Source organism: Candidatus Paceibacterota bacterium, from assembly GCA_041661305.1.
Taxonomy (GTDB): domain Bacteria; phylum Patescibacteriota; class Minisyncoccia; order Phycocordibacterales; family VMEP01; genus VMEP01.
This window is the reverse complement of the sequence record JBAZUR010000001.1, coordinates 144,749-166,972: the sequence shown is the minus strand read 5'-3', so window position 1 is coordinate 166,972 and position 22,224 is coordinate 144,749. Positions and strand designations below refer to the sequence as shown.

The following is a 22,224-nucleotide window of genomic DNA, read 5'->3' as shown; positions in this document are numbered from 1 at the left end:
CGCCCTTTTGTATTTATCTTTTCTAACCACGTAAAACTTTTTTCAAATATTTTCCAGTATGTGATTTAGTACTATTAGCGATATCCTCGGGTGTCCCCTTCGCAACAAGATTACCGCCACCATCTCCACCTTCTGGCCCAAAATCCATAACATAATCCGCGCTTTTTATAACGTCCATATTATGCTCAATAACAACAACCGTATTCCCCTTATCAACAAGTTTTTGTAAAATTTCTATCAGCTTCCGCACATCTTCATAATGCAGACCAACTGTTGGTTCATCTAAAAGATAAATTGTTTTTTCAACATGCGGGCGATAAAGTTCTGAGGAAATCTTTACGCGTTGCGCTTCTCCACCAGAAAGTGTTGTTGCTGATTGCCCAAGCTCCAAATATCCAAGTCCGACATCTGAAAGTGTCTTAATTCTGTCGTAAATTGCTGGAATATCTTCAAAAAAAGTGAGCGCCTCTTCGACTGTCATTTTTAAAATATCGTGAATATTTTTCTTTTTATATTTTACGTGGAGGGTTTCTTTATCAAACCTCTTTCCGCTACAGATATCGCAGGTCACATAAACTGTTGGCAAAAAGTGCATCTCCACTGCTATTTCACCATTTCCTTGGCATGCCTCGCAACGACCACCCTTAACGTTAAATGAGAACCTATTTGCTTTCCACCCACGCGTACGAGCTTCTTCTGTTGAAGCAAAGAGTTCACGGATATACGTGAATGAGCCGGTATAAGTAGCTGGGTTTGAACGTGGAGTTCTTCCAATCGGAGACTGGTTAATCATTATCACACGAGAAAGATATTCTGAGCCCGTAAAACCGGAACAATTGTATATTTGATTACTTCGATATCGGCGCTCCAGTCGAGCTTGTAGATTGCGATACAAAATTTCGTAAAGGAATGATGATTTTCCGGAACCAGACACGCCGGTCACAATAGAGAGTCGTCCGAGTGGAATATCAATGTTTAGATTTTTTATGTTAAACGCTTTTCCACCAGCAATTCGTAATGTTCCCTTATCTTTGTCACGGCGCCCGTCTGGCACTTCAATTTTTTTCTCACCGCGAAGATATGCCAGTGTTAACGATTTGGAATCATTTTTCTTGGCGGTTAATAATTCTTCTAAATCTCCTGCAACAACAATATTTCCACCGTGAATACCGGCCCCAGGACCAATATCGATAATATAATCTGACGAAAAAATAGTATCCTCGTCGTGCTCGACAACAATGATTGTGTTACCCATATTTCTTAAGTCTTGAAGTGTTTTAATAAGACGATCGTTGTCTCGCTGATGGAGTCCAATTGTTGGTTCGTCTAAAACATAAAGCGCTCCTACTAGCCTAGAGCCAAGTTGTGAGGCAAGTCTGATACGCTGTGCTTCCCCGCCAGAAAGCGTGTTGGCACGCCGATTGAGTGTTAGATAATCAAGACCGACATCAAGCATGAAAGTAAGTCTTGCTTCAATTTCCTTAAAAACTACACTGGCAATACTTTTTTCTTTGGCGGTTAATTTTAAGTTTTTAACAAATTCACTCGCCTTCAAAATAGATAGGTTTGTAAAATCAACAATATTTATACCATGACCTTTTGCTCCTCCGATATAAACATTAAGGGCCTCTGGACGAAGGCGAGCACCTTGGCAAGTATCACAAGGCTCGTCTCCAAATAAATGCTTGGTACCAAGACCATTACATTTAGGACAAGCTCCATATGGCGAGTTAAACGAAAACAATCTTGGCTCAATTTCTGGATACGAAAATCCATCCTTAGGACAAGAGAATCTAGCCGACATAATAAATTCTTCGCCTGAAACTACTCCCGAAACTAACCCTTCTGATTCACCGACTGCGCGCTCAATCGCCTCAGCAAGTCTTGTTTCTGCTTGTTTTTGATTGTCTTTAAACTCAACCACACCAATTTCATCAACAAGTACCTCAATTGTGTGTTTCTTTGTTTTCGAAAGCGCAATTCTTTCGCGAAGATTTTTTAATTCACCATCCACGCGTACCTTTGTGTAACCACGAGAAAGAAGATCGTAAAGCATTTGGTAATATTCCCCTTTTCGCCCGCGAACAAGTGGTGAAAAAATCTGCACTGTTGCATCGCTATATTTAACCCCTAAAACTTTTTTCTCTTTAAAGTGAGTGGCTGTTTCTATTTTCTCAACAACAAAACTAACAATTTCTTCCGTTGTTAATTTTTCAATTTTTTCTCCACACACTAAACAATATGGTTTCCCTATACGAGCATAAAGCACGCGAAGGTAATCATATATTTCAGTGATAGTTGCAACTGTTGAGCGGGGGTTGTTTGAACGAGATTTCTGGTCAATTGAAATTGCTGGAGACAAACCGATAATTTCATCGACGTCAGGCTTTTGCATTTGATGTAAAAATTGTCGCGCGTAAGCAGACAATGATTCAACATACCGACGCTGACCCTCGGCAAAAATAGTATCAAAGGCAAGAGACGATTTTCCAGAACCTGATAGCCCCGTAAAAACAACCAGCTTGTTACGTGGCATTTCAACGGTAACGTTCTTAAGGTTGTGAGTTCTCGCCCCCTTAACGATTATCTTATCAACGTGTTTTTTATCAGAATCTTTCATTTTAATAATTTCAAATGTTAATTTTAAATTTCAAAATAATGTCTTAAATATTAAAAATTTAATTGTTTATTTAAAAATTGAAAATTTGTAATTTAGCATTTACTTGTTATATATGACGCCAAAAACCGCCCTGTGGCCTGCCATAGGGGGTGTGTATGAATAAACTATATATTAATTTATTATAAATTGGAACTAACCCTTTTTTATCAGCATTTCTTTAAGCACTGCGATTTCATCTCGTAAAATAGCGGCGGACTCGAAATCAAGCTCTTTTACCGCCATGCTCATTTCTTTTTCTTTAAGCTTAATGAGTTTCTTAGGATTCTCTCTGAATACTTGTTCGTCTATATCCAGATTGAATTTAACAGCCTTTTCGTGATTACTTTCGAGATGTTCGGCGATATCATGAATTTTCTTTTTAATTGTCGTCGGAGTGATACCGTGTTTTTTGTTGTATGCAACCTGAATAACACGACGGCGATTTGTCTCACCTATCGCTTTCTTCATTGAGTCTGTTTCAACATCAGCATAAAGCGTCACTCGCCCCGCAGAATTTCTAGCTGCACGACCGATGGTTTGAATAAGCGAAACTGCGGAGCGTAAAAACCCTTCCTTGTCTGCATCCAAAATTCCAATAAAAGAAACTTCTGGCAAATCTAAACCTTCACGAAGAAGGTTTACTCCAACCAAACAATCAAATGTGCCTCGTCTAAAATCTGACAATATTTTAATTCTATCTATTGTCTTAATATCGCTGTGTAAATACTCTGCCTTAATACCTTTCTCTCTTAAATACACACTGAGCTCTTCTGCCATTTTTTTGGTCAAAGTCGTTGCAATAGAACGTTCATTTTTCAAAACAACCTTTTTCGTCTCAGCCATAAAATCTTCAATTTGTCCGCCATATGTGCCTTTTGAAGAAATTGGTTTTATCGTAATTTCAGGATCGACCAAACCGGTTGGACGAATAATCTGTTCAACTATCTGATCACTCGTCGTCATCTCAAGCTCACTTGGGGTTGCTGAGGTATAAATCACATCAGCAATCCGCTCCTCAAATTCCTTAAATGTCAGCGGGCGATTGTCTATTGCTGAAGGCAAGCGAAAACCGTGATCCACAAGAGTACTTTTGCGGGAAAAATCTCCCGCCTGCATTCCGCGAACCTGTGGGAGGGTCACGTGTGATTCGTCTATAACAGTAAGGAAGTCTGGCTTGCCATCTTTTGTTTTTGGAAAATACGAAAGAAGTGTGTCTGGTGCAGCACCGGCTGGTCTTCCTGAAAGAGGTCTTGAATAATTTTCAATACCTGAACAATAACCAACCTCACGAATCATCGCCATGTCATAATTTGTCCTCCGTTTTAACCTTTCGGCTTCAAGCAATTTCCCCTCTTTCTCAAATTTTTTCAAACTCTCTGCAAGTTCTTTTTTTATAATTTTTATTGCACGGTCTCGCTGTGATTTTTCTGTAAGGAAATGTTTGGCTGGAAAAAGAAAAACACTTTTTTCTTCACCAAGAATTTTTTGCGACACTGGGTCGACAATAATAATGTTTGAAATTTTACCATCGACAATATCAATATTTAAAACATAACGCTCTGATGTTGGCATTATTTCAACCCTCGAACCGATACTTCGAAACTCTCCGGGATTTATATCCGCATTTGTTCTTTCGAAATGAATACTGATTAAACGGCGGATTAATTCTAGCCGCTCGACACGATCCCCAACCTTAAGCTCAAGATTTTCTTTGCGATACTCTTCCGGGCTACCCAAGCCATAAATACACGACACTGAAGCAACAATTATCACGTCACGGCGTGACATTAACGCCTGCGTAGAAGCATGCCTCAAGCGGTCGATTTCTTCATTAATCTGTGCGTCTTTCTCAATGTACGTGTCTGTCACGGGCATATACGCTTCTGGTTGATAATAGTCATAGTAGGAAACAAAATAATGCACCGCGTTTTCTGGAAAAAATTCTTTGTACTCTTGAGCAAGCTGAGCAGCAAGAGTTTTGTTGTGAGCAATCACGAGTGTCGGTTTCCCTTCTTTGGCAATAACGTTTGCCATCGTGAATGTTTTTCCAGAGCCAGTCACACCAAGTAACGTCTGCTTTTTATAGCCTTTTTTTAATCCTTTAGTAAGCGCAGTTATAGCCTTCGGCTGGTCTCCGGCTGGGGTAAAGTGTTTTGATATTTTAAAAACTGACATATGTAAAATAAATAATACTGTAGTAAAGCAAAAAGGAAAGCCGTCGATATTTTCGACGGCAAACCGACAACAAATCGGATTAGCAAACAAAACCGCTTAATCGTGAACAAGCGCGGTAATTGATTTCTGGAACGGACTGTCTTTCGCCGAGAGGGAAATGTACCCAACTAAAATATAGGCAATGTGAGTAAAAAAGAAAGACCAGAGACTAACCGTCATCATCATAATAACCAAGCCGAGAGAAAAAGAACCAACGACACTCAGCTTGGAAAAAGATTTTATTGGCACCTTCCTTATCGGATGAAGCCAAAGAACCGAAAGGAGAGAGTATGTGTAAAGAAATCTCACACCATCTCCCTCCGCCCAAATTGTTGATACGACAACAATCACAAGGTGGATGATTGTTTGGAAAACAATCGCAAAACACCAAGTAAAAAGTAGACGTGACATAATCCCCCTCCAGAAAATGAAAGAATCTTTTTTAATGGTACAATAAAAATATCTTTACGTCAACTTACGATACTTCCCTAAAAATTCCTCTTTAAACTCTGTAAAATTATCGTCCAAAATTGATTGCCTAATTTTTTTCACCAAATTGACGATGAAGTGCAGATTATGAATAGAACCTAGTGTTGGACCAAGCATTTCTTTCGCTCTAAAAAGGTGCGCTATATAAGCTCTACTAAAATTCTTACAAGCATAACAATCACAGCTTTCTTCAATTGGTTTTAAGTCTTCTCTAAATTTAGAATTTTGCACTATTATACGTCCTTCGTTTGTATAAAAATTACCATTTCTGCCTTGGCGAGTTGGAGCAACGCAATCAAACGTATCACATCCGTTTTCTACTCCCAAGAATAAATCTTCTGGCTCACCCACCCCAAGCAAATGTCTTGGTTTGTCTTCCGGTAAAATTTCATTTACCCACCTTACAGCTGTCGCCATATCTTCTTTGACGAATGATCCACCAATACCAAAACCATCAAATGTTTTACCACCCACCTCAAGTTGAGCGAGGACCTTGGCACTTTCTTTTCTTAAATCTTCAAAACGCCCTCCTTGAACTACCCCAAACAACGCTTGATCATTTTTGGTGTGTGCTTCTAAGCATCTTTTTGCCCAGCGATGAGTTCTCTCCATCGCTTCCATTTGATATTCTCTCGGAGCCATCGGCGAAGTGCATTCATCAAAAGCAAAAATAATATCGGCTCCCAAATTTTGCTGTATCTCCATAGAACGTTCTGGAGTAAAACGATGCTCACTGCCATCCATAAAAGACCTGAAGGTTACACCCTCTTCATCTATTTGCGCGAGCTTCCCGCCAAAATTTCCCTCGTCTGTGTATTCTGCAATCTCTTCTCCTGTGGCAATTTTACCAACACTTTTCCCCATAGCAGCCCCGAGAGAGAAAACTTGGAAACCACCAGAATCAGTAAATGTCGGTCCGCTCCAATTCATAAACTTTCCCAAACCACCAGAATCTTTTACAAGTCTGTCTCCTGGCTCAAGATAAAGATGATATGTATTCGCCAAAACAGCCTGTCCCCCTAAGGCTAACACCTGCTCAGTTGTAAGAGACTTAACACTCCCTTTAGTCCCAACAACAATAAAAGACGGAGTTTCGAGTGTTCCGTGGGGAGTCTCAATTACCCCAGCCCTACCCAAAGCATTTGGTAACTTTTTATCAATAGTAAATTTAATCGGCTTCATTTGTTTAGCCTATGCACTTTGCCAAAATTTTACGATTAGGTCAAAAGATAAAACGTCTTTTAATAAATCTCAAAAATAAAAACAAAATTACGGCAATAATCCCATAGAAAATAAACTGGTTACCAAAAATATAACCAACTAACGTTAGTAAAAAAGAATACACGTAATTTAGTGGGCGCTTAACAGCAGACCATGTATCGGACCCTGCATCATTCTTGGCAATCTTCGCGCCTATCGCTTCTATGTTTTTTTGCACTTGCGCTGATTTGCTATCACTCCAAATCTTTACATCTTTTCGCGCCGATTCAACGACACTCGTAATAGAGCTTGTTGTCTCAACAACTGGAGCTGGAAAATTTTCAGTTGCATACTCTTTTGCAAAATTAATTTTTTGTTCAACAATTTGCTGGGCTGTACTAGTTGGGCTAGTTGTTTTTATTGGAGCTCCAATAAAATGCTCACTTTCTTCTGTTTTTGAGTATTCAAGAGTTGCTCCACTGCTTCCAATCTTGGACGTTCCAACAACTGCATAAACCTTGTGATAACCCTCAGCAACACTCCAATCAGCCGATGCAATTTTTGTACTACCAGTCGAAAGAGAGAACGCGACCTTATCCAACACTAAATCATTATCATAAAAAACAACCTCACCAGTAATTGTTTCTTTCCCTCCATTCCAAAGAATTGTATAAATTTTTACAACATCTCCTGGAGCAAAATCATTTTTTGAAAACCAAATATTACCAGGGGCAAAACCAGCATTCTTAACAACGGCGTCTACTGCCAAAGAAATCGTTGGCGTAAAAGCAAACAAAGCTAACCCAATAATTGTGGCTAAGATATATGTTTTTTTACTATACATATTAAATTTTATTTTTAATGTGCAAATATTGTCGCAGAAAACATAAAAAGAACTCCAACAATCGTTGCTAAGACTGCACGACCAGACGGTCTTTGACTGTGTGCCTCAGGTAAAACTTCTGATGCTCCAATATAAAGAAAGAATCCAGCAAAAAACCCGAGATAAATAAGAAGGATTTCTTGTGGAACACTAAAAAACAATGTTGAGATACCACCTAAGACAGGGGCAACCGCGACAATAGACAAAAACAACATAATTTTCTTTGCGGGGTTGTGATTTTGAAGCATGATTGTCACAGTATTTAAACCATCAGAAAATGCATGAGAGATCACACCAAGGGAAACGAGCATGCCTAATTCCGGAGAGACCTGAAAGCCTAGTCCAATACCAACACCGTCTAAAAATGAGTGTGCCGCGAGAGCTAAGGCCGAAACAACTCCAACTGTTGGATGAGTGTGTGGTCCGTATTGATCTTCGTTTGCGTGATGTACTAAAACAGCCTTCTCAAGAATGTGGAAAAGGAAAAACCCAGCTATAAGAGCAACCATTGGAACCATTGGATCGACCGCGAGCTCTTGAGTCATTTCCATAATTTCTGGCATCAAATCAAAAGCGACAACAGAAAGAAGAATACCTGCAGTAAACCCCAAAACTATGTGTAAGTGGTCACGATACCTAAAAGCAAGAAGACCTCCAAAAAAAGAGGAAATTAGTGTAAGAAAAATAAAAATAATAGCTGACATAATAGTTATATTAACACGCGAGCATTAATCATTAAATAGGTCTTTTTCCTCCTTCCTAAGAAGCTCGACCAACGCCTTAAAGTATTCCTCGACTTCACCAGAAACGGCAACCTTGTCTTTTTTGTGTTCAATAAGCATTTGTAGTCCAACTTTATGTAATTTCCAGGTTCGCCCCTTGTCCGTATAGATATTTAATACTGGCTGAATTTTGTCCAAAGCATAAACAAAGCGACTCTCTTTGTCTTCTCTTTTTTCATACTTTTCAATCAGCTGGTGCATGTCCTGAAATTCAGGGAAATTTTTCTCTAACTGTTCTGCCGCTTCTTTTTCCCTTTGCATCTTACTGCCTGTATGTGTTTTATCTAAAGAATAAATATAAGTATCGCCAGCGTAAACTTCGACAAAATCATGTACCAATGCGTACTTGATTACCAAATCAAGGTTTAGGTCTAGTTTGTTAGTAGAAATCACATACCACGCAAGCATAGCCAAATAGTAACTATGTTCTACGTCATTTTCGTTTCTCTCCTCTTCGTTAACCAAAAGAACCCGCTCAACAGAGCGAAATTTATTTAAAAGTTTTGTAAAATTAATTAACTTGCTAAGCATATAAATAGGGTTCTCATTAAAACATTAGTCGGGGTACAGGGAATCGAACCCTGTCTTCACGCACCCGAAACATGCGTACTACCGGTATACTATACCCCGAATTACAAACCCACCTTTAAATCTCCCTGTCTATCTCAAGCAACCTATCATATTTTGTATGTCTAGCAACTTGAGTTGGCACACCCAATTTCAGGCCAAAGGCACCAATTGCATAAGCAAAATCTGCAATAAAAGTATCCTCGGTCTCCCCGCTTCGATGTGAAGCAACAACCTTCCAACCAAAACTATTCGCTGTACGCACAGCATCCAAGGCTTCTGTAATCGTGCCAATTTGATTTGGCTTTATTATGACCCCGTTTATACTTTTTTTCTGGTTAGCCATTCGCATCAATTCAGAGTTTGTCACAGTAAGATCGTCCCCTGCAATTATCATCTTATCCCCATATGTTGCAGTCATTTTGGAAAAAGAAGTGAAGTCTTCTTCTCCGTATGGATCCTCAATGTAAGTGAGCTGGTAATCTTTTATTGCCGTCTCAAAAAGAATACCCCTCTCTTCTAGTGATAGTTTTGCATTCGCTCCTGCTACGTCTGTACCCAACGTAACAAAACCATCCTCGATAAGTTCCCCTGCTGCAGATTTGATTAGGCGAAAGGGCTCGAGGTTATCGCTCATTGCCTCTGGGGCAAAACCACCTTCATCGCCAAGAGGTAAAGCATCTCCAAACTTATCGTTAAACATTTTTTTAAGATTACTCCAAAGAGACGCCTGGACCTCAATCATTTCAGCAAAATTTGCTCCATCAATAATTGCCAGATACTCCTGAAAAGCGAGATTGTTTTTTGCGTGTTCACCGCCGTTTATTAAATTAACAAAAAGTCGCGGACGAGAATTATCCAAAATTGGAATACCTGTCATCTCTCTAAGATGTGCCCACAGTGGTATGTTACGCGCGACAGATGCTGCGCGGGCAACGGCGATTGAAACAGCGAGAATGGCGTTTGCTCCAAGTTTTTCTTTTGTTGGTGTTCCATCGAGCGCCTTAAGCCTAGCATCAATCTCTTTTTGCATAATACTCATCGAGTTCTTCAATGCAGGTGAAATAATTTCTTGAATATTTATCACTGCATAATCTGGAGAAACATAGTGGGCTTCTCCAGCCCCGCGACTTTTTCCTTGTGGAACAGAAGCAGAAGCAGTTATTCCGCCCGTAAGAGTAACCGTTGCTTGAACCGTTTCTTCCCCGCGAGAATCCTTAATAATTTCAGCTTTTATGTCGTCTATCTCGTACATGCTTTTATTTAACTACGTTTGATGGGGTGCCAGCCAAATAATTTTTTATGTTTTCTACGGTTGTGTCCAAAATACGGCGAAGAGCTTCTCCAGTATTGAAAGCGTTGTGTGGGGTCATTACAACGTTTGGCAAATCTATAAGCACATGATTAGCAACAATTGTTTTTAAATCATGACCCTCTCCGCTTCCTTTTTTCAAAAACTCCATCTCGTCCTTGATTACCGCTTCCTCCTCAAGAACATCGAGCCCTGCACCAGCAATTGTTCCATCTTTAAGTGCTTTTACCAAAGCTTGCGTATCAATAATTGGTCCACGACTTGTGTTAACAAGAATTGCAGTTTTTTTCATCAATGAGAATTTTTGCTCATTGAACATGTGGTGAGTTGTTGGAAGATACGGCACGTGAATAGTCACAACATCGCTCGCTGAAAGTAGGTCGTCAAAAGATTTATATTCAAACCCCAGCTCTTTTGCTAATTGTTCATTTGGGTATGGATCATAGGCCACAATATTCATACCAAACCCTTTTGCGATATTTATGGAAAAGCGCCCAATATGACCTGTCCCAACAACGCCAATTGTTTTTCCTCTTAAGTCAAAACCTTGAAGACCGTCAAAACTAAAACTACCTTTCTCTTTTATTCTGTCATATCCTTCAAAAATTTTACGTGACAGTGATAGTATTAGCGCGAAAGCAAATTCCGCGACAGTATTTTCGCCATAAGACGGAACTGAGGAAACTGTAATTCCTTTTTCTTTACATGTTGCTAGGTCGACGTGGTCATATCCAGTAGAACGAGTTGGAATAAATTTCAAATTTGGAAACTTGCTAATAACCTCACTGTCGACGGTAGAATCGACGAAGATTGAAACAATATCCGCACCTGCGTCAGCTGGAGTATGGCTTTTATCTAGTATTTCCGTAGAGAAAGACATCTCCACTCCGGGCACAGATTGCGACATTTTCTCTTTGAGATATTCCTCTTCCCATTGCTTCACACCGAAAAATGAAACTTTTGTCATGTTTATATTGTACTACATTAATTAATACCCAACTCTTTTTCCTTTTCCGCGACCACGCCACGTGTTTTTATTATTGTATCTGGATTAAGCGACATACTCTCAATTCCTGCTTCCACTAAAAATGCCGCAAACTCTGGATAATCTGATGGTGCTTGTCCACAAATACCGACGTATTTATTGCGAGCTCTACATTTTTTTATCGCTTCGCTAATCATCTTCTTTACGGCTTCGTTGTTTTCGTTTGCCACATGACTGACAATTCCAGAATCTCTATCTAAGCCGAGGGTTAGTTGCGCAAGATCATTTGACCCAATGGACATACCATCGAAAATATCCAGAAAGTCATCGGCGAGCATAACGTTCGATGGAATCTCACACATTACATAAACAGGAACACTTTTTTGCCCCTCTTTTGCCAAAGATTTTGCCACAAGTCCTGCCTCCGCCATAATTTCAAGGGTCTGTTTTCCTTCTTCAACTGTTCTACAAAACGGAACCATTGGAGTAACATTATCAAGACCCATTTCTTCTCTAACTTTTTTTATTGCTAAACACTCAAACTTAAAAGCTTCTTTAAATTTAGGGTCATAGTAACGAGATGCCCCGCGCCAACCAATCATTGGGTTTTCTTCCGACGGCTCATAAGCCTCGCCACCCAAAAGAGTTCTGTATTCATTTGTCTTGAAATCAGAGAAACGCACGATTGTCTCGCGTGGGTGAAAGGCTGCCGCAATTTTTCCAATTCCATAAGCAAGTCGATCAACATAAAACTGTGTTTTGTCAGTATAGCCAACAGTTTTTGCATCAATTTTTTTCTTAAGTGCCCCCGACAGTTTTTTATAATTTAAAAGCGCTAGCGGGTGAATGCCGATTTCTGAAGCAATAATAAATTCTTCTCGAGCAAGACCAACTCCATCAGCTGGCAAAAATGATTTTTCAAAAGCAGTATCAGGTGTTGCAATATTTAGAGAAATCTTTGTTTTTGTTTTTGGTATTGAAGCCAAATCATGGGTCACAATATCAAACTTAAGTGCTCCGGCCATAACAACCCCGTCCGAACCGGTTGTGTCCACAGTCACTGTCATTCCCGTTTTAATTTTTCGAGTTGCATCACTCGAACCAACAACTGCTGGAATCCCAAGCTCTCTAGCAACAATTGCTGCGTGAGATGTTCGCCCCCCTTTATCTGTAATAATCGCAGAAGCAATTTTCATAATCGGCTCCCAGTCTGGGTCTGTCATGTCAGTAACAAGAACTTCACCGTGCTTAAATTCCCCAATCTTTTTGGCGTCCATGATGATGCGCGCTTTACCAACGGCAATAGAACTACCAACTGACACACCAGCAGTTAATACCTTCCCTTCTTCCTTGCGGATATATTCCTTCACCTTAGAGAAATCGCGAAGTGCCTGCACTGTCTCTGGTCTCGCCTGTACGATAAAAAGCTCTCCAGTATTGCCGTCTTTTGCCCACTCCATATCCATTGGTGTCCATTTTCCACTTTTATCTGAGTAATGTTTTTCAATAATCATCCCCCATCTAGCAAGTTTTAAAACTTCTTCGTCGGAAAGACAAAATTTATTTCGCTCGGCTGGCGTTGTCTTGATAATTTTCACAGGGCGAATTCCTTTGGCCCCTGCTGAATAAATCATCTTGTCGGCTTTTTCACCAAGTGTTTTTGAAATAATTGCTTTTGGGGCAGTATCAATTGTATTTTTAAAAACAAAAAATTCGTCGGGTGTTACTTGCCCTTGAACAACCATTTCTCCTAATCCGTAGGAGCCGTTTATAACAACGGTGTCTCTAAATCCAGATTCGGTATCAACCGTAAACATAACTCCTGAAACCCCTTTATCTGAACGGACCATCCTCTGGACACCCACGGAAAGAGCAATTGTGAAATGATCAAAACCCTTATCAACACGATACGAAATAGCCCTGTTGGTGAAAAGCGAGGCAAAAGCCGCCTTTGTTGCTTGTGTCACATCCTTTGCTCCACGAATTCCTAAGTACGTTTCGTGTTCTCCTGCGAACGATGCACCAGGTAAATCTTCCGCTGTTGCAGAGGAACGAACAGCGACGTCAATATTTTTACCATACCTCTTTTCCATCATCTCATAACAAAGTGCAATTTGACGATCAAGCTCTACGGGTACTTTTGTTGCAATAATACTTTCGCGAACCAACTTTCCACGTTTTGACAAATCTTTTAGGTTTTTAGTGTCGAGCCCATTAAGTGCTTTTTTAACAAACTGTTCCATTCCCGTCTCTTTCATGAAATAACGATATCCGTCTGCTGTAATAACAAATCCAGAAGGTACTGCAACCCCTTTTTCTCCTAAATTTTTTATCATTTCCCCTAAGGAAGCGTTTTTCCCACCAACCGTTCCAACATCTTCGATTCCGACATCCTCCATCCAGACAACGTATTTATTTTCATTCATCTCGTTCATTTTTATCTTGTTAAAATTTTATCCCTATAATTAAATCAGAAACGTTTGACCCAGTATACCCCGATTTGAGCAAACCTCCTGTTTTCTTAAAAAACGAAGAGCTGTCGTTTTTTTCCAAAAACTCCTTCGGCTCTAGTAGTAGTTTTTCGGCTTCTTTTTTTAAAACATTATCAACTATCGCCCCCATGTAGTCTCCATTATCCCTACCGTCGGTAGCAAAAGAAACTACAAGCTCGCCAAACCCAAGGTGAGAAAGCGCACTTAGTGCCAATTCTTGATTTCTTCCACCAAGTCCTGACCCTTTAACCTTAACGGTTGTTTCTCCGCCATAGAGCAAAACCGATCTTTTGTGCACGTTACGTAATGATTCCGCCACCAACAAACCAACCTCTCTAGCTTCACCAGAAAGCGTATCGGTTACAATTTTTGCTTCAAATAAAAGTTCTCGCGCTCTTCTTTCCATCGCCTTAAGGGCAATTTCATTTGAAACAACAATCACATTATAAACGTTTTTAAAATATTGATCTTCTTTTGGTGTCTCAATCAAAATTACTGGCGACCCTGTTAAGTTTACGACGTTGTACTTATCAAGAATCACCTTAGCTTCTTCTACTGTAGTTTTGTCTTCAACTGTTGGGCCGGAAGAAATAAAGCCTAAGTCATTTCCAGGAACATCCGAAAAAATTAACGAAACAACTCTCGCTGGGTATGCGTGTTTCGCCAAAAAACCACCGCGCGCTGTGGAGAGATGTTTTCTAACTGTGTTAATCTCCTGAATCGTTGCTCCTGACTCAAAAAGTCCTTCAATTATAAATTTTTCATCAAGACAAGTTTGGCTTCTATCTGGCAAACAAAGTAGAGTCGAACCGCCACCAGAAATTGCCATAATCACAAGATCATTTTCGGTTAAATCTGAAAGTAAAAAGACAATTTCTTTTGAAACGGCAACATTTGTTTCTGATGGAAATGGGTGTGTACCGGCAAAACTTCTGACCCGTTTCAAAACATTTTCCTCGGGAATATTTACATCAAAAACAATACCACCTGTTAATTTTTCTCCCAATATTTCTTCAACCACAACAGCTGCGTCATAGGCACACTTACCAACACCAATAAAAAAAATCCTCTTGTCGTTACTAAGAGGCTCAACCGTTAAACCAGCACCAAAAACAATCCTACCTTCGTCCTTTGAAATAAACTTTCTAACAACCTTACCAGTATCAATGGCACAAAGACCAGCTTCAGCTATTTCAAGAGCAACCCGACGCGAGTCATTTATCGCGAGTTCTTTAAAATTCTTAATTTTACCACTAGCTACATTCTGCATTGCGCAAATTGTAGCATATTTTCATGCCCCAAAACTGTGATTTCTTTTATAAATCTAAGTTTCGAATTATTTCCACCTTACCAATAATTGGAGAGTCGGCTTCTTCTATTTCTCCATAAAACCTAACCTTGTCCCCCGCCTCAAAGCGCGAAAGCTTAACTGATTTTCTAAGATTATTCAAAACAACAGTAGCTTCATTTAACTTAACAGAGTAATCAACCCCACCAACTGTTGCCGTAAAAATGAGCGGGAGTGTTGTTCCAGAAATTTCCTTAATCTTACCTTCAAAATTTCTTGGCTTAAAGGTCTTCATGTCTACATAAACCACAACACTACGAGCAATCATTTGATTTGTCGCATGATTCAAAACACCGTCAACCTTTGTAACTTTATCCCCGTTACGTAGCGAGGAAAGATTGATAATACGGCTACCTTTTCTAATTTGAGTAGAAGTTCCATTGTTTACCGAAATTGTAATCGCCCCTTTTGTTTTTGTTGTAAGAGTAAACGTGTCTGAATCGAGGCGTATATTACTGACTGTTCCAGAAAATTCGTTATTTTGAGTTTGATTTGAAATATCACGAATAACACTTGGAATAACCGTAATCGTTTGAGAAGCGGATTCTAGTTCGCCCTCCACCACTAGAATATCGCCTTCTGCAATTTCCTTCGCCAACATAGGCTCTCCATATTTATTCGCAAACTTAGTTTTACTATTAGCCTTCACTGTAATTCTGACAAAACTTTCACCCCAAATTAAACGAGAAAAGTAGGTGCTACCAGCAACTTGCATCACCTTAATTCCACCAATAACCGCGTGCCCATTGCGGTCAACATAAATCTGCGAGGCGCCATCATTAACAAGAGTTTCGGTTGTTGGAATAGTTGCAGCGTTTACACTTGCACCAAAAGCACCTATCGTGGCCACAAAAATAGTAAGTACCCATATTTTTAGAGTGGTTTTTTTCATCTAAAGAATTCTACAAGCAGGAAAAACAAAAAGCAAAGACTTCAAAGTCGCGACTAATTAAACCTTATTTGAAAATTATACATTCCCATTGAGCATAAGCCTTGCATTGTCCCTTTTGCTTTATCCTTAGAAATCAATATTTCTTCAACACCAGTTGGCGAAAGAAGCTTCTGGTAGGAAATTTCTGGAATAACCAAACTTGCTGAACAGTCAAAAGTGCCTTCGGTTTTCATTTTAATAATGGTATCAACCCCAGCTTTCGCGTTGACGATTCTTGGCGAGTAGCCACCCTTTGCAGACATATTTATAATTTGCTTCCCATCAACCATTTCAATCGAAGCGATTTCACCAAGGTCACTCTCTCTAGAATTATCTCTTGTAAAAAAGACGGCTCCTCCAATCAGTGCCACAGTTATCAGTAGAGACAAAATTATTTGTTTATTCATAATATTTATAAGTTGAAAATTGGAGCGATAACCCCAGCTACTACTAGAGAATTGGTGATATTAAGGAGGGCAAGAGCAATAACTAAAATACCGGCTATTTTAAAGAATGTCCCCCTCCAAGAACTGTTAGCAATATTGAGAGAGCCGAACGAAAGCAATGCTAGTACTGGAAATGTCCCTAGGGCAAAAACAAACATGGTAATAGCTCCCTCAATAAAACCACCTGCTGTTAAAACATATACCTGCATCGATTGAGTAAAACCACACGGCAAAAAGAAAGTCCCAGCTCCAAATAATGCTGGAGTAAAATAATAATTTCGCTCACTTATATTCAATACATATCGTGAAAAACATTTAGGTAATCGCACCTGAAACTTTCTTATAGGGCTAAAAACATCCAAAAGGTTTATTCCCAAAATAAGCATCACTATCCCAACAATAATACCAAGAACAATGTTAGCTATAATACTAAAATGAAATGTGCTACCAATAAGTCCAATTATTCCCCCTAAAACAAAAAATCCTACAAGTCGTCCAATATGAAAAAGTACTTGGGGGCGCCATGTTCCCCCTCTTTTTGCCGAGTTGGCAGACAATGAGAGAACTATTCCACCAACAACTGCAAGACACGTTGAAACAGAGGCAATGAGTCCAATAACAAATGCCGTTCCGTAACTAACGTCAGACGAATTAATAAAGTTGGCCAAACCAGCTTTTTGGATTAAAACGAATCCCAAAATAACTAATGCGGAAATCGGAAGTGCATAAACAAACTCCCCCCATTTTATAATTTTATCTTCCTCGGATAACAGTTCTGGGTTAGACATAATTTATTTTCTTTTTAGCTTATATACTTCAATAATTTCACCAATCGCCTTTTTAGTATTACCATTTCTTATTTGACTCACCGCACAATCAGACAAGTGATTTTCCATGAGTATGTCCTCGAAACTTGAAAGTCCTTGTTTAGCAGCAGAACTCTGGGTAATGATATCAATACAATATTTATCTTTTTCTATCATCTCTATTAAACCACGAACTTGTCCTTCAACAATTTTAAGGCGTCTAATTAATTTTGTCTTTTGTGGATTCATATCAACTAAAAATATCCTCTCATTATACCCCCAGAGGGTACTTGGTCAAGAAATTAAAATCCCCCTAGTTTTTAGGGGGATTTTAATTTTCTAAAAATTATCTACGAGATTTTGTACGGTCGTTTTCTGTTAGGAATTGTTTACGTAGGCGAACGTTTTTAGGAGTGACTTCCAAATACTCATCTTCGGACATAACTTCGAGTCCACGCTCAATAGAAAGCGTAAACGGTGGCACCAAGTTAATAGCTTCGTCAGTACCAGAAGAACGCATGTTTGAAAGCTGTTTTCCTTTTGTTGGGTTAACATTCATTTCTTCCCCTTTTGAAGTATTGCCGATAACCATTCCTTCGTAGACTTCCGTTGCAGGCCCAATATACAAAACACCACGCTCTTGTAGAGTCCACAAAGAAAATCCGAGAGTCTTTCCCGCAGCCATAGAAATCATAGACCCAACGGCACGCTTCTTTATCTCTCCCGCATATGGCTTAAATCCAATAAAGTGAGAAGCCAAAATTCCTTCACCTTTGGTATCAATAACAAACTGGCCCCGATATCCCAAAAGACCACGTGTTGGTCCCTCAAAAATCATACGCACAGTTTTTTCAGCATGATGCATATCCTTCATCAAAAAACCGCGCATACTCAAACGCTCAATAATTGCACCTTGAAAATCAGCTGGTGTATCAACAACAACCTCCTCGAAAGGCTCGTGCTTCTCCCCATTAATTTCACGGATAATTGCCTGTGGTTGAGAAACTTGTACTTCATATCCGGCACGGCGCATGTTTTCAAGTAAAATTGAGATATGTAGTTCACCGCGCCCAAAAACACGAAAGCTTTCACCGCCAGCTGAATCAAAATCCACCTTTAGTCCGACGTTAACCTCAAGTTCACGTTCAAGGTATTCACGAATTTGTCGTGAAGTAACAAATTTTCCTTCGCGCCCAGCAAATGGCGAATTATTAACCAAAAAAGAAAGAGCGATAGTAGGCTCATCAATATTTATAGCTGGAAGCGGCTCTGTGTTTGTATCGTCTGTAATAGTTTCTCCAATGTAAATATCTGGTAACCCAGAAATAAGAACTATATCGCCAGCAACAGCTTCATCTTCCTCAACACGATCAGTTCCATTAAACGTAAAAATCTTTAAAACTTTTCCCGAACGGGTCTCTCCTGTTGGCTTTTTTATAAACAAATTAGTATTTGCTTTCAATATCCCCTGGTAAACACGCCCAACAGCAAGTCTTCCGAGAAAATTATCGTAACCAAGATTGAATGGTTGAAACTCAAGCGTTTTTGTCGCCAAATCTGAAGATGACGCCGCAGGAACTTTTTCTAAAATTGTTTCCAGAAGTGGAGTTAGGTCCTTTGAATCGTCATTTAAGTTTGTTTTTGCAATCCCCTGCCTACCGATTGCATATACAACAGGAAAATCAGCCTGAGCATCATTGGCTCCAAGCTCAAGAAAAAGTTCGAGAACCAAATCTTCGCAGTATTTTGGGTTGGCGGCTGGTTTATCAATCTTGTTAATAACAACTATTGGTTTTAATCCGAGTTCAAGCGACTTCTTTAGAACAAAGCGTGTTTGTGGCATTGGCCCCTCCTGCGCGTCAACAACTAAAAGCACTGAGTCTATTGAACGCAAAACACGCTCAACCTCAGAACCGAAATCCGCGTGTCCAGGAGTATCAACAATATTTATTTTTGTTCCTTTATAGGGAACGGATGTATTCTTGGCGTAAATAGTAATTCCACGCTCAAGCTCAAGCGCATTTGAATCCATCGTGACCCCCTCCTTCATAACGCCAGTTTGACGCATTAAAGCATCGGTCAAGGTGGTCTTGCCGTGGTCAACGTGAGCAATAATTGCAATATTTCTAATTTCCATTTGTTTTGAATAAAAAAAATAGGCCGTCTACAGGTGCCTATTAACTACCGATATGGCCCTGCATCGGCCAAAGATGCATGAAGATTAACACACTTTACCTATTTTTGTAAAGGATAAAATAGTTATCCAAAAACCTACCAAACTTACTAAAATTCCCTAATCTTAATCGTACGAACTTTTACGGTAACAGTCTTCGAGTCTTTTCTACCACTGTAGGCATTGGAACAAGTTAGGGTGAAGTCTGTGTTTTCTTGTAGTTTACTTGATTGATAATCAAGAGCAGGGCCACCGACAAATCTATCTGTTTCTTTTCCACTAACAGCCCCGACTCCAACAAGAGTACATCCTGTTGCTCCACTAACTGACCAACTTACCGTTGTTCTTGTGTTGGCGAATATTGGGTTTGGTGTAGCGGTGAGGGTCCACTGTGAGGCTTCTGTCCAGAGGGCTCCTTCTCCAGCAGGTGTTGTTGGTGTTGCTGGGGCGACATATGGACAGTCGGATGGGCAGTTTGAGTTGTCTTCACTTGAGTTACAGACATTGTTACCACAGGTGGTGCAGTTTAGATCAGATGGAGTGGTTGCTGTACATAGACCGACACAACCGATTATTCCTGTAGCTTTTTGACCACAGCTATTTACCGATGACTGACATGGTGTTCCGTATCCCGAAGGGAGTGCTGGTGCTTCTTTAACAGTACATGATCCATCACAACCTATTGTTCCCTGGTTTGATTGACCACAGACGTTTGAGACGAGACAGACTCTGCCGTAATTGCTGGGGACGGCTGGGGCTATGGCATTGCAGACTCCGTCACAACCTATTGTTCCCTGGTTTGAACCACAGACGTTTGAAGAGGAACAGGATTGGTTAGCATAAACACTACAAAGTAACCTCCCATCTAAAATACTGCCACCACCAATACCTCCCAGAACACTTGGTCCTCCATCACCGCCACTACTCCCAGCACCTGCACCAGCGCTAGCTCCTCCATCACCACAGGATGCAGCCCCCGCATCGGCAGAACATGAAGCAGACGCAGCCGCTGAACCAGAAGACCCAAAAGCTATATTGTAGAAAACTCCTTTTGGCAACAAAGAAACTGGCACAAAAAAATTAAAAAAAGCTAAAACCCCTAAAAAGAAAACTAGTGACAATATATCTTTTTTTAGTTTATTTACCATAAAAAATTAATTAAAAACTTTATTATTTCACCCAACCACCAAACCAAAAATACTCATTTGCATATTTATTCAACTTTACAACATCAACCAAAGTTGATGTCTTCAGCTCATACGCAACAATAACAATATACTCATTACCGGTTTTAGGGGACAGTCTAATCTCTTGTATTCCCAAATGAGTTCCATCCGGAGAAAAAACTGACCAATATGCTTTTATTGGAATAGACTTAAAAGGAGTGACGGAAAACGTATCCCACGAAGTAATTTTATAGACCATGAGATTATTCTTACTAGGAGAAGACCAGGCAAGCATATTTCTGTCGCGCGACAAAGAAAGTTTCATTGTCTGAGACGCCCTTCCTCCTGCTGTCACTAAAACAAGGCCTATTTCCTTTATCTCCTCAGTATCCTTAATATCAAAAAGATGAACACCATCGTTCTTTAAAACCAAAAGTTTTTCTCCGTCTGGGGAAAATAGTGGGTTAGTTCCATTTGATACTTTAATTGCCCTTCCAGCAAAATCTGCCAGAAAAACCGTCCAGCTCTCCGGTAGCTCTGCGCCTTCTGCTTCTTTGACGTCAGTCCGCTGGACGATATATGCAATTAATTTATTGTTAGGACTAACAACTGGTTCTCTTTTGAAAATTTCTGGCCCTCTAGTAATTTGCTTTAAATTAGTACCGTCTGGAGATGCCATGTATATCTGGGAAACACCCTCACTTTTTTTACTTTGCGAAAACACCATTATCTTCTCATCGTCTGAAAAAGATGGTGAAAAATAAGCATTATAATCCGATGTCTGTGCAGAAGGGTCAACCAACACACGACTAAGCTTTCTCGTAAAAATATCATAGGAATAAATACCTAAAGGCATTGATGCGTTATCTGGAATCATCGAAAAAAGCATGTGGCCAAATACCTGTTGTTGAGATTGAGTTTCCTCTTCGGCTATTTTGGGAACGTCGTTTTTAAAAAAATCAAAGAGTGCTGGTTGAGAGAAAAACAAAAAAGAAACAACGGCAGCAGTGGCGACCAACGCAACAAGAGTTAGAATGATTACTACTATAGACTTTTTATTTTCCATAAAAATTACAAAAATATTATACTTATAATATTATCACATTTGCGCTGTAAACAACCTGGTTTTAAGCATATTAAAATCATTTACAAAAACCCTACTGCACACAGTAAATACTCCATATGCGATAAACGGAGCTGCAAAAACATCAATTGTATAGTGATAGTGACCAAGAAGAGCGCTGATTCCAAAAATTATAGCTGTGGATAAGAAAAAGTAGCGTAAAAACTTTCTGTCCCAAAAAACAAGAGACATCAGGTAGCTTGTCGCCACGTGTCCAGAAAAAAATAAATCCCCGCCAAAAGTAGCTAGGGAGTTAATCGGAATTGAATCAGGGTATATACCAATATTAGTCATATTAATAAATCCTGCACGAACAACCGTTAATACAGCCATAGTTTTCATCGCAAACGGCAAGTAGCGTGGAGTTAAAAAAAGCAAAAACAAAGTTATGTCACGAACTAGTCCAGTGATTTCCCCGTGAATGAAGCTCGTATCCATTCTAGGAATGTTGCTAAGGACAATATCATTAACATAATTACTTGCCCTTTCTGTCGCAAGGATACCAGCCATTGAGTTAATAATGGTTGCCAAATAAAGAAGACTAAACGAGAGAATGGCCGATAGCAAAAAATTTTTATCAAGCCATAGCCTCATATTATTTTCAAAATATTCTAGAATTTTCTGGGAAAAAGATGTCATCTTTGAAAT

19 protein-coding genes and 1 tRNA gene are annotated in these 22,224 nt (G+C 39.6%); all 20 read right to left on the bottom strand.

Annotated elements, in window-relative coordinates; translation table 11 throughout:
- Positions 1–22 precede the first annotated feature (22 nt).
- Positions 23–2,620, bottom strand: a complete 2,598-nt coding sequence (gene uvrA, locus WC724_01015) for an excinuclease ABC subunit UvrA (protein MFA6077579.1) — start codon at positions 2,618–2,620, stop codon at positions 23–25.
- Between the two features lie 192 nt (positions 2,621–2,812).
- Complete coding sequence (uvrB, locus tag WC724_01010; GenBank protein MFA6077578.1) at positions 2,813–4,834, bottom strand: excinuclease ABC subunit UvrB; 2,022 nt, start codon at positions 4,832–4,834, stop codon at positions 2,813–2,815.
- 96 nt (positions 4,835–4,930) lie between these two features.
- Complete coding sequence (locus WC724_01005) at positions 4,931–5,284, bottom strand: hypothetical protein (protein MFA6077577.1); 354 nt, start codon at positions 5,282–5,284, stop codon at positions 4,931–4,933.
- A 54-nt stretch (positions 5,285–5,338) separates the two neighbouring features.
- A complete protein-coding gene (gene tgt / locus WC724_01000; GenBank protein MFA6077576.1) occupies positions 5,339–6,544 on the bottom strand; it encodes a tRNA guanosine(34) transglycosylase Tgt in 1,206 nt (401 codons plus the stop codon).
- Positions 6,545–6,584: 40 nt separating this feature from the next.
- Positions 6,585–7,406: a hypothetical protein gene (locus WC724_00995; protein MFA6077575.1), complete on the bottom strand. Its 822-nt coding sequence runs from the start codon at positions 7,404–7,406 to the stop codon at positions 6,585–6,587.
- 14 nt (positions 7,407–7,420) lie between these two features.
- Positions 7,421–8,149, bottom strand: a complete 729-nt coding sequence (locus WC724_00990) for a ZIP family metal transporter (GenBank protein ID MFA6077574.1) — start codon at positions 8,147–8,149, stop codon at positions 7,421–7,423.
- 24 nt (positions 8,150–8,173) lie between these two features.
- A complete protein-coding gene (locus tag WC724_00985) occupies positions 8,174–8,758 on the bottom strand; it encodes an HD domain-containing protein (protein ID MFA6077573.1) in 585 nt (194 codons plus the stop codon).
- 28 nt (positions 8,759–8,786) lie between these two features.
- A tRNA-Pro gene (locus WC724_00980) sits at positions 8,787–8,857 on the bottom strand.
- A gap of 16 nt (positions 8,858–8,873) precedes the next feature.
- Complete coding sequence (locus tag WC724_00975) at positions 8,874–10,049, bottom strand: enolase C-terminal domain-like protein (protein ID MFA6077572.1); 1,176 nt, start codon at positions 10,047–10,049, stop codon at positions 8,874–8,876.
- Positions 10,050–10,053: 4 nt separating this feature from the next.
- Positions 10,054–11,073: a hydroxyacid dehydrogenase gene (locus WC724_00970; protein MFA6077571.1), complete on the bottom strand. Its 1,020-nt coding sequence runs from the start codon at positions 11,071–11,073 to the stop codon at positions 10,054–10,056.
- A 17-nt stretch (positions 11,074–11,090) separates the two neighbouring features.
- Entirely contained in the window at positions 11,091–13,517 is a 2,427-nt protein-coding gene (ppsA, locus tag WC724_00965) for a phosphoenolpyruvate synthase (GenBank protein ID MFA6077570.1), read from the bottom strand.
- Positions 13,518–13,536: 19 nt separating this feature from the next.
- Positions 13,537–14,853 carry a DUF4147 domain-containing protein gene (locus tag WC724_00960; protein MFA6077569.1) on the bottom strand — a complete coding sequence of 439 codons (1,317 nt, stop codon included), beginning with the start codon at positions 14,851–14,853 and terminating at the stop codon, positions 13,537–13,539.
- A 46-nt stretch (positions 14,854–14,899) separates the two neighbouring features.
- Entirely contained in the window at positions 14,900–15,823 is a 924-nt protein-coding gene (locus WC724_00955; protein MFA6077568.1) for a hypothetical protein, read from the bottom strand.
- Between the two features lie 53 nt (positions 15,824–15,876).
- Entirely contained in the window at positions 15,877–16,269 is a 393-nt protein-coding gene (locus WC724_00950; GenBank protein ID MFA6077567.1) for a hypothetical protein, read from the bottom strand.
- A gap of 5 nt (positions 16,270–16,274) precedes the next feature.
- The gene (locus WC724_00945; protein ID MFA6077566.1) at positions 16,275–17,096 is read right to left on the bottom strand and encodes a sulfite exporter TauE/SafE family protein; all 822 of its coding nucleotides are present in this window, start codon (positions 17,094–17,096) and stop codon (positions 16,275–16,277) included.
- A gap of 3 nt (positions 17,097–17,099) precedes the next feature.
- A complete protein-coding gene (locus tag WC724_00940; protein MFA6077565.1) occupies positions 17,100–17,363 on the bottom strand; it encodes a metal-sensitive transcriptional regulator in 264 nt (87 codons plus the stop codon).
- Positions 17,364–17,460: 97 nt separating this feature from the next.
- A complete protein-coding gene (gene typA, locus WC724_00935; protein MFA6077564.1) occupies positions 17,461–19,251 on the bottom strand; it encodes a translational GTPase TypA in 1,791 nt (596 codons plus the stop codon).
- 146 nt (positions 19,252–19,397) lie between these two features.
- On the bottom strand, positions 19,398–20,435 hold the full coding sequence (locus WC724_00930) for a hypothetical protein (GenBank protein MFA6077563.1): 1,038 nt from the start codon (positions 20,433–20,435) through the stop codon (positions 19,398–19,400).
- 22 nt (positions 20,436–20,457) lie between these two features.
- Entirely contained in the window at positions 20,458–21,519 is a 1,062-nt protein-coding gene (locus WC724_00925) for a hypothetical protein (GenBank protein MFA6077562.1), read from the bottom strand.
- 33 nt (positions 21,520–21,552) lie between these two features.
- The gene (locus WC724_00920) at positions 21,553–22,215 is read right to left on the bottom strand and encodes a phosphatase PAP2-related protein (protein MFA6077561.1); all 663 of its coding nucleotides are present in this window, start codon (positions 22,213–22,215) and stop codon (positions 21,553–21,555) included.
- Between the last annotated feature and the right edge of the window lie 9 nt (positions 22,216–22,224).

What these genes read in the sequence shown, in the direction of transcription:
- uvrA (MFA6077579.1), bottom strand. Translation starts at nt 2,620, where the DNA reads ATGAAAGATTCTGATAAAAAACACGTTGATAAGATAATCGTTAAGGGG.
- uvrB (MFA6077578.1), bottom strand. Translation starts at nt 4,834, where the DNA reads ATGTCAGTTTTTAAAATATCAAAACACTTTACCCCAGCCGGAGACCAG.
- WC724_01005 (MFA6077577.1), bottom strand. Translation starts at nt 5,284, where the DNA reads ATGTCACGTCTACTTTTTACTTGGTGTTTTGCGATTGTTTTCCAAACA.
- tgt (MFA6077576.1), bottom strand. Translation starts at nt 6,544, where the DNA reads ATGAAGCCGATTAAATTTACTATTGATAAAAAGTTACCAAATGCTTTG.
- WC724_00995 (MFA6077575.1), bottom strand. Translation starts at nt 7,406, where the DNA reads ATGTATAGTAAAAAAACATATATCTTAGCCACAATTATTGGGTTAGCT.
- WC724_00990 (MFA6077574.1), bottom strand. Translation starts at nt 8,149, where the DNA reads ATGTCAGCTATTATTTTTATTTTTCTTACACTAATTTCCTCTTTTTTT.
- WC724_00985 (MFA6077573.1), bottom strand. Translation starts at nt 8,758, where the DNA reads ATGCTTAGCAAGTTAATTAATTTTACAAAACTTTTAAATAAATTTCGC.
- WC724_00975 (MFA6077572.1), bottom strand. Translation starts at nt 10,049, where the DNA reads ATGTACGAGATAGACGACATAAAAGCTGAAATTATTAAGGATTCTCGC.
- WC724_00970 (MFA6077571.1), bottom strand. Translation starts at nt 11,073, where the DNA reads ATGACAAAAGTTTCATTTTTCGGTGTGAAGCAATGGGAAGAGGAATAT.
- ppsA (MFA6077570.1), bottom strand. Translation starts at nt 13,517, where the DNA reads ATGAATGAAAATAAATACGTTGTCTGGATGGAGGATGTCGGAATCGAA.
- WC724_00960 (MFA6077569.1), bottom strand. Translation starts at nt 14,853, where the DNA reads ATGCAGAATGTAGCTAGTGGTAAAATTAAGAATTTTAAAGAACTCGCG.
- WC724_00955 (MFA6077568.1), bottom strand. Translation starts at nt 15,823, where the DNA reads ATGAAAAAAACCACTCTAAAAATATGGGTACTTACTATTTTTGTGGCC.
- WC724_00950 (MFA6077567.1), bottom strand. Translation starts at nt 16,269, where the DNA reads ATGAATAAACAAATAATTTTGTCTCTACTGATAACTGTGGCACTGATT.
- WC724_00945 (MFA6077566.1), bottom strand. Translation starts at nt 17,096, where the DNA reads ATGTCTAACCCAGAACTGTTATCCGAGGAAGATAAAATTATAAAATGG.
- WC724_00940 (MFA6077565.1), bottom strand. Translation starts at nt 17,363, where the DNA reads ATGAATCCACAAAAGACAAAATTAATTAGACGCCTTAAAATTGTTGAA.
- typA (MFA6077564.1), bottom strand. Translation starts at nt 19,251, where the DNA reads ATGGAAATTAGAAATATTGCAATTATTGCTCACGTTGACCACGGCAAG.
- WC724_00930 (MFA6077563.1), bottom strand. Translation starts at nt 20,435, where the DNA reads ATGGTAAATAAACTAAAAAAAGATATATTGTCACTAGTTTTCTTTTTA.
- WC724_00925 (MFA6077562.1), bottom strand. Translation starts at nt 21,519, where the DNA reads ATGGAAAATAAAAAGTCTATAGTAGTAATCATTCTAACTCTTGTTGCG.
- WC724_00920 (MFA6077561.1), bottom strand. Translation starts at nt 22,215, where the DNA reads ATGACATCTTTTTCCCAGAAAATTCTAGAATATTTTGAAAATAATATG.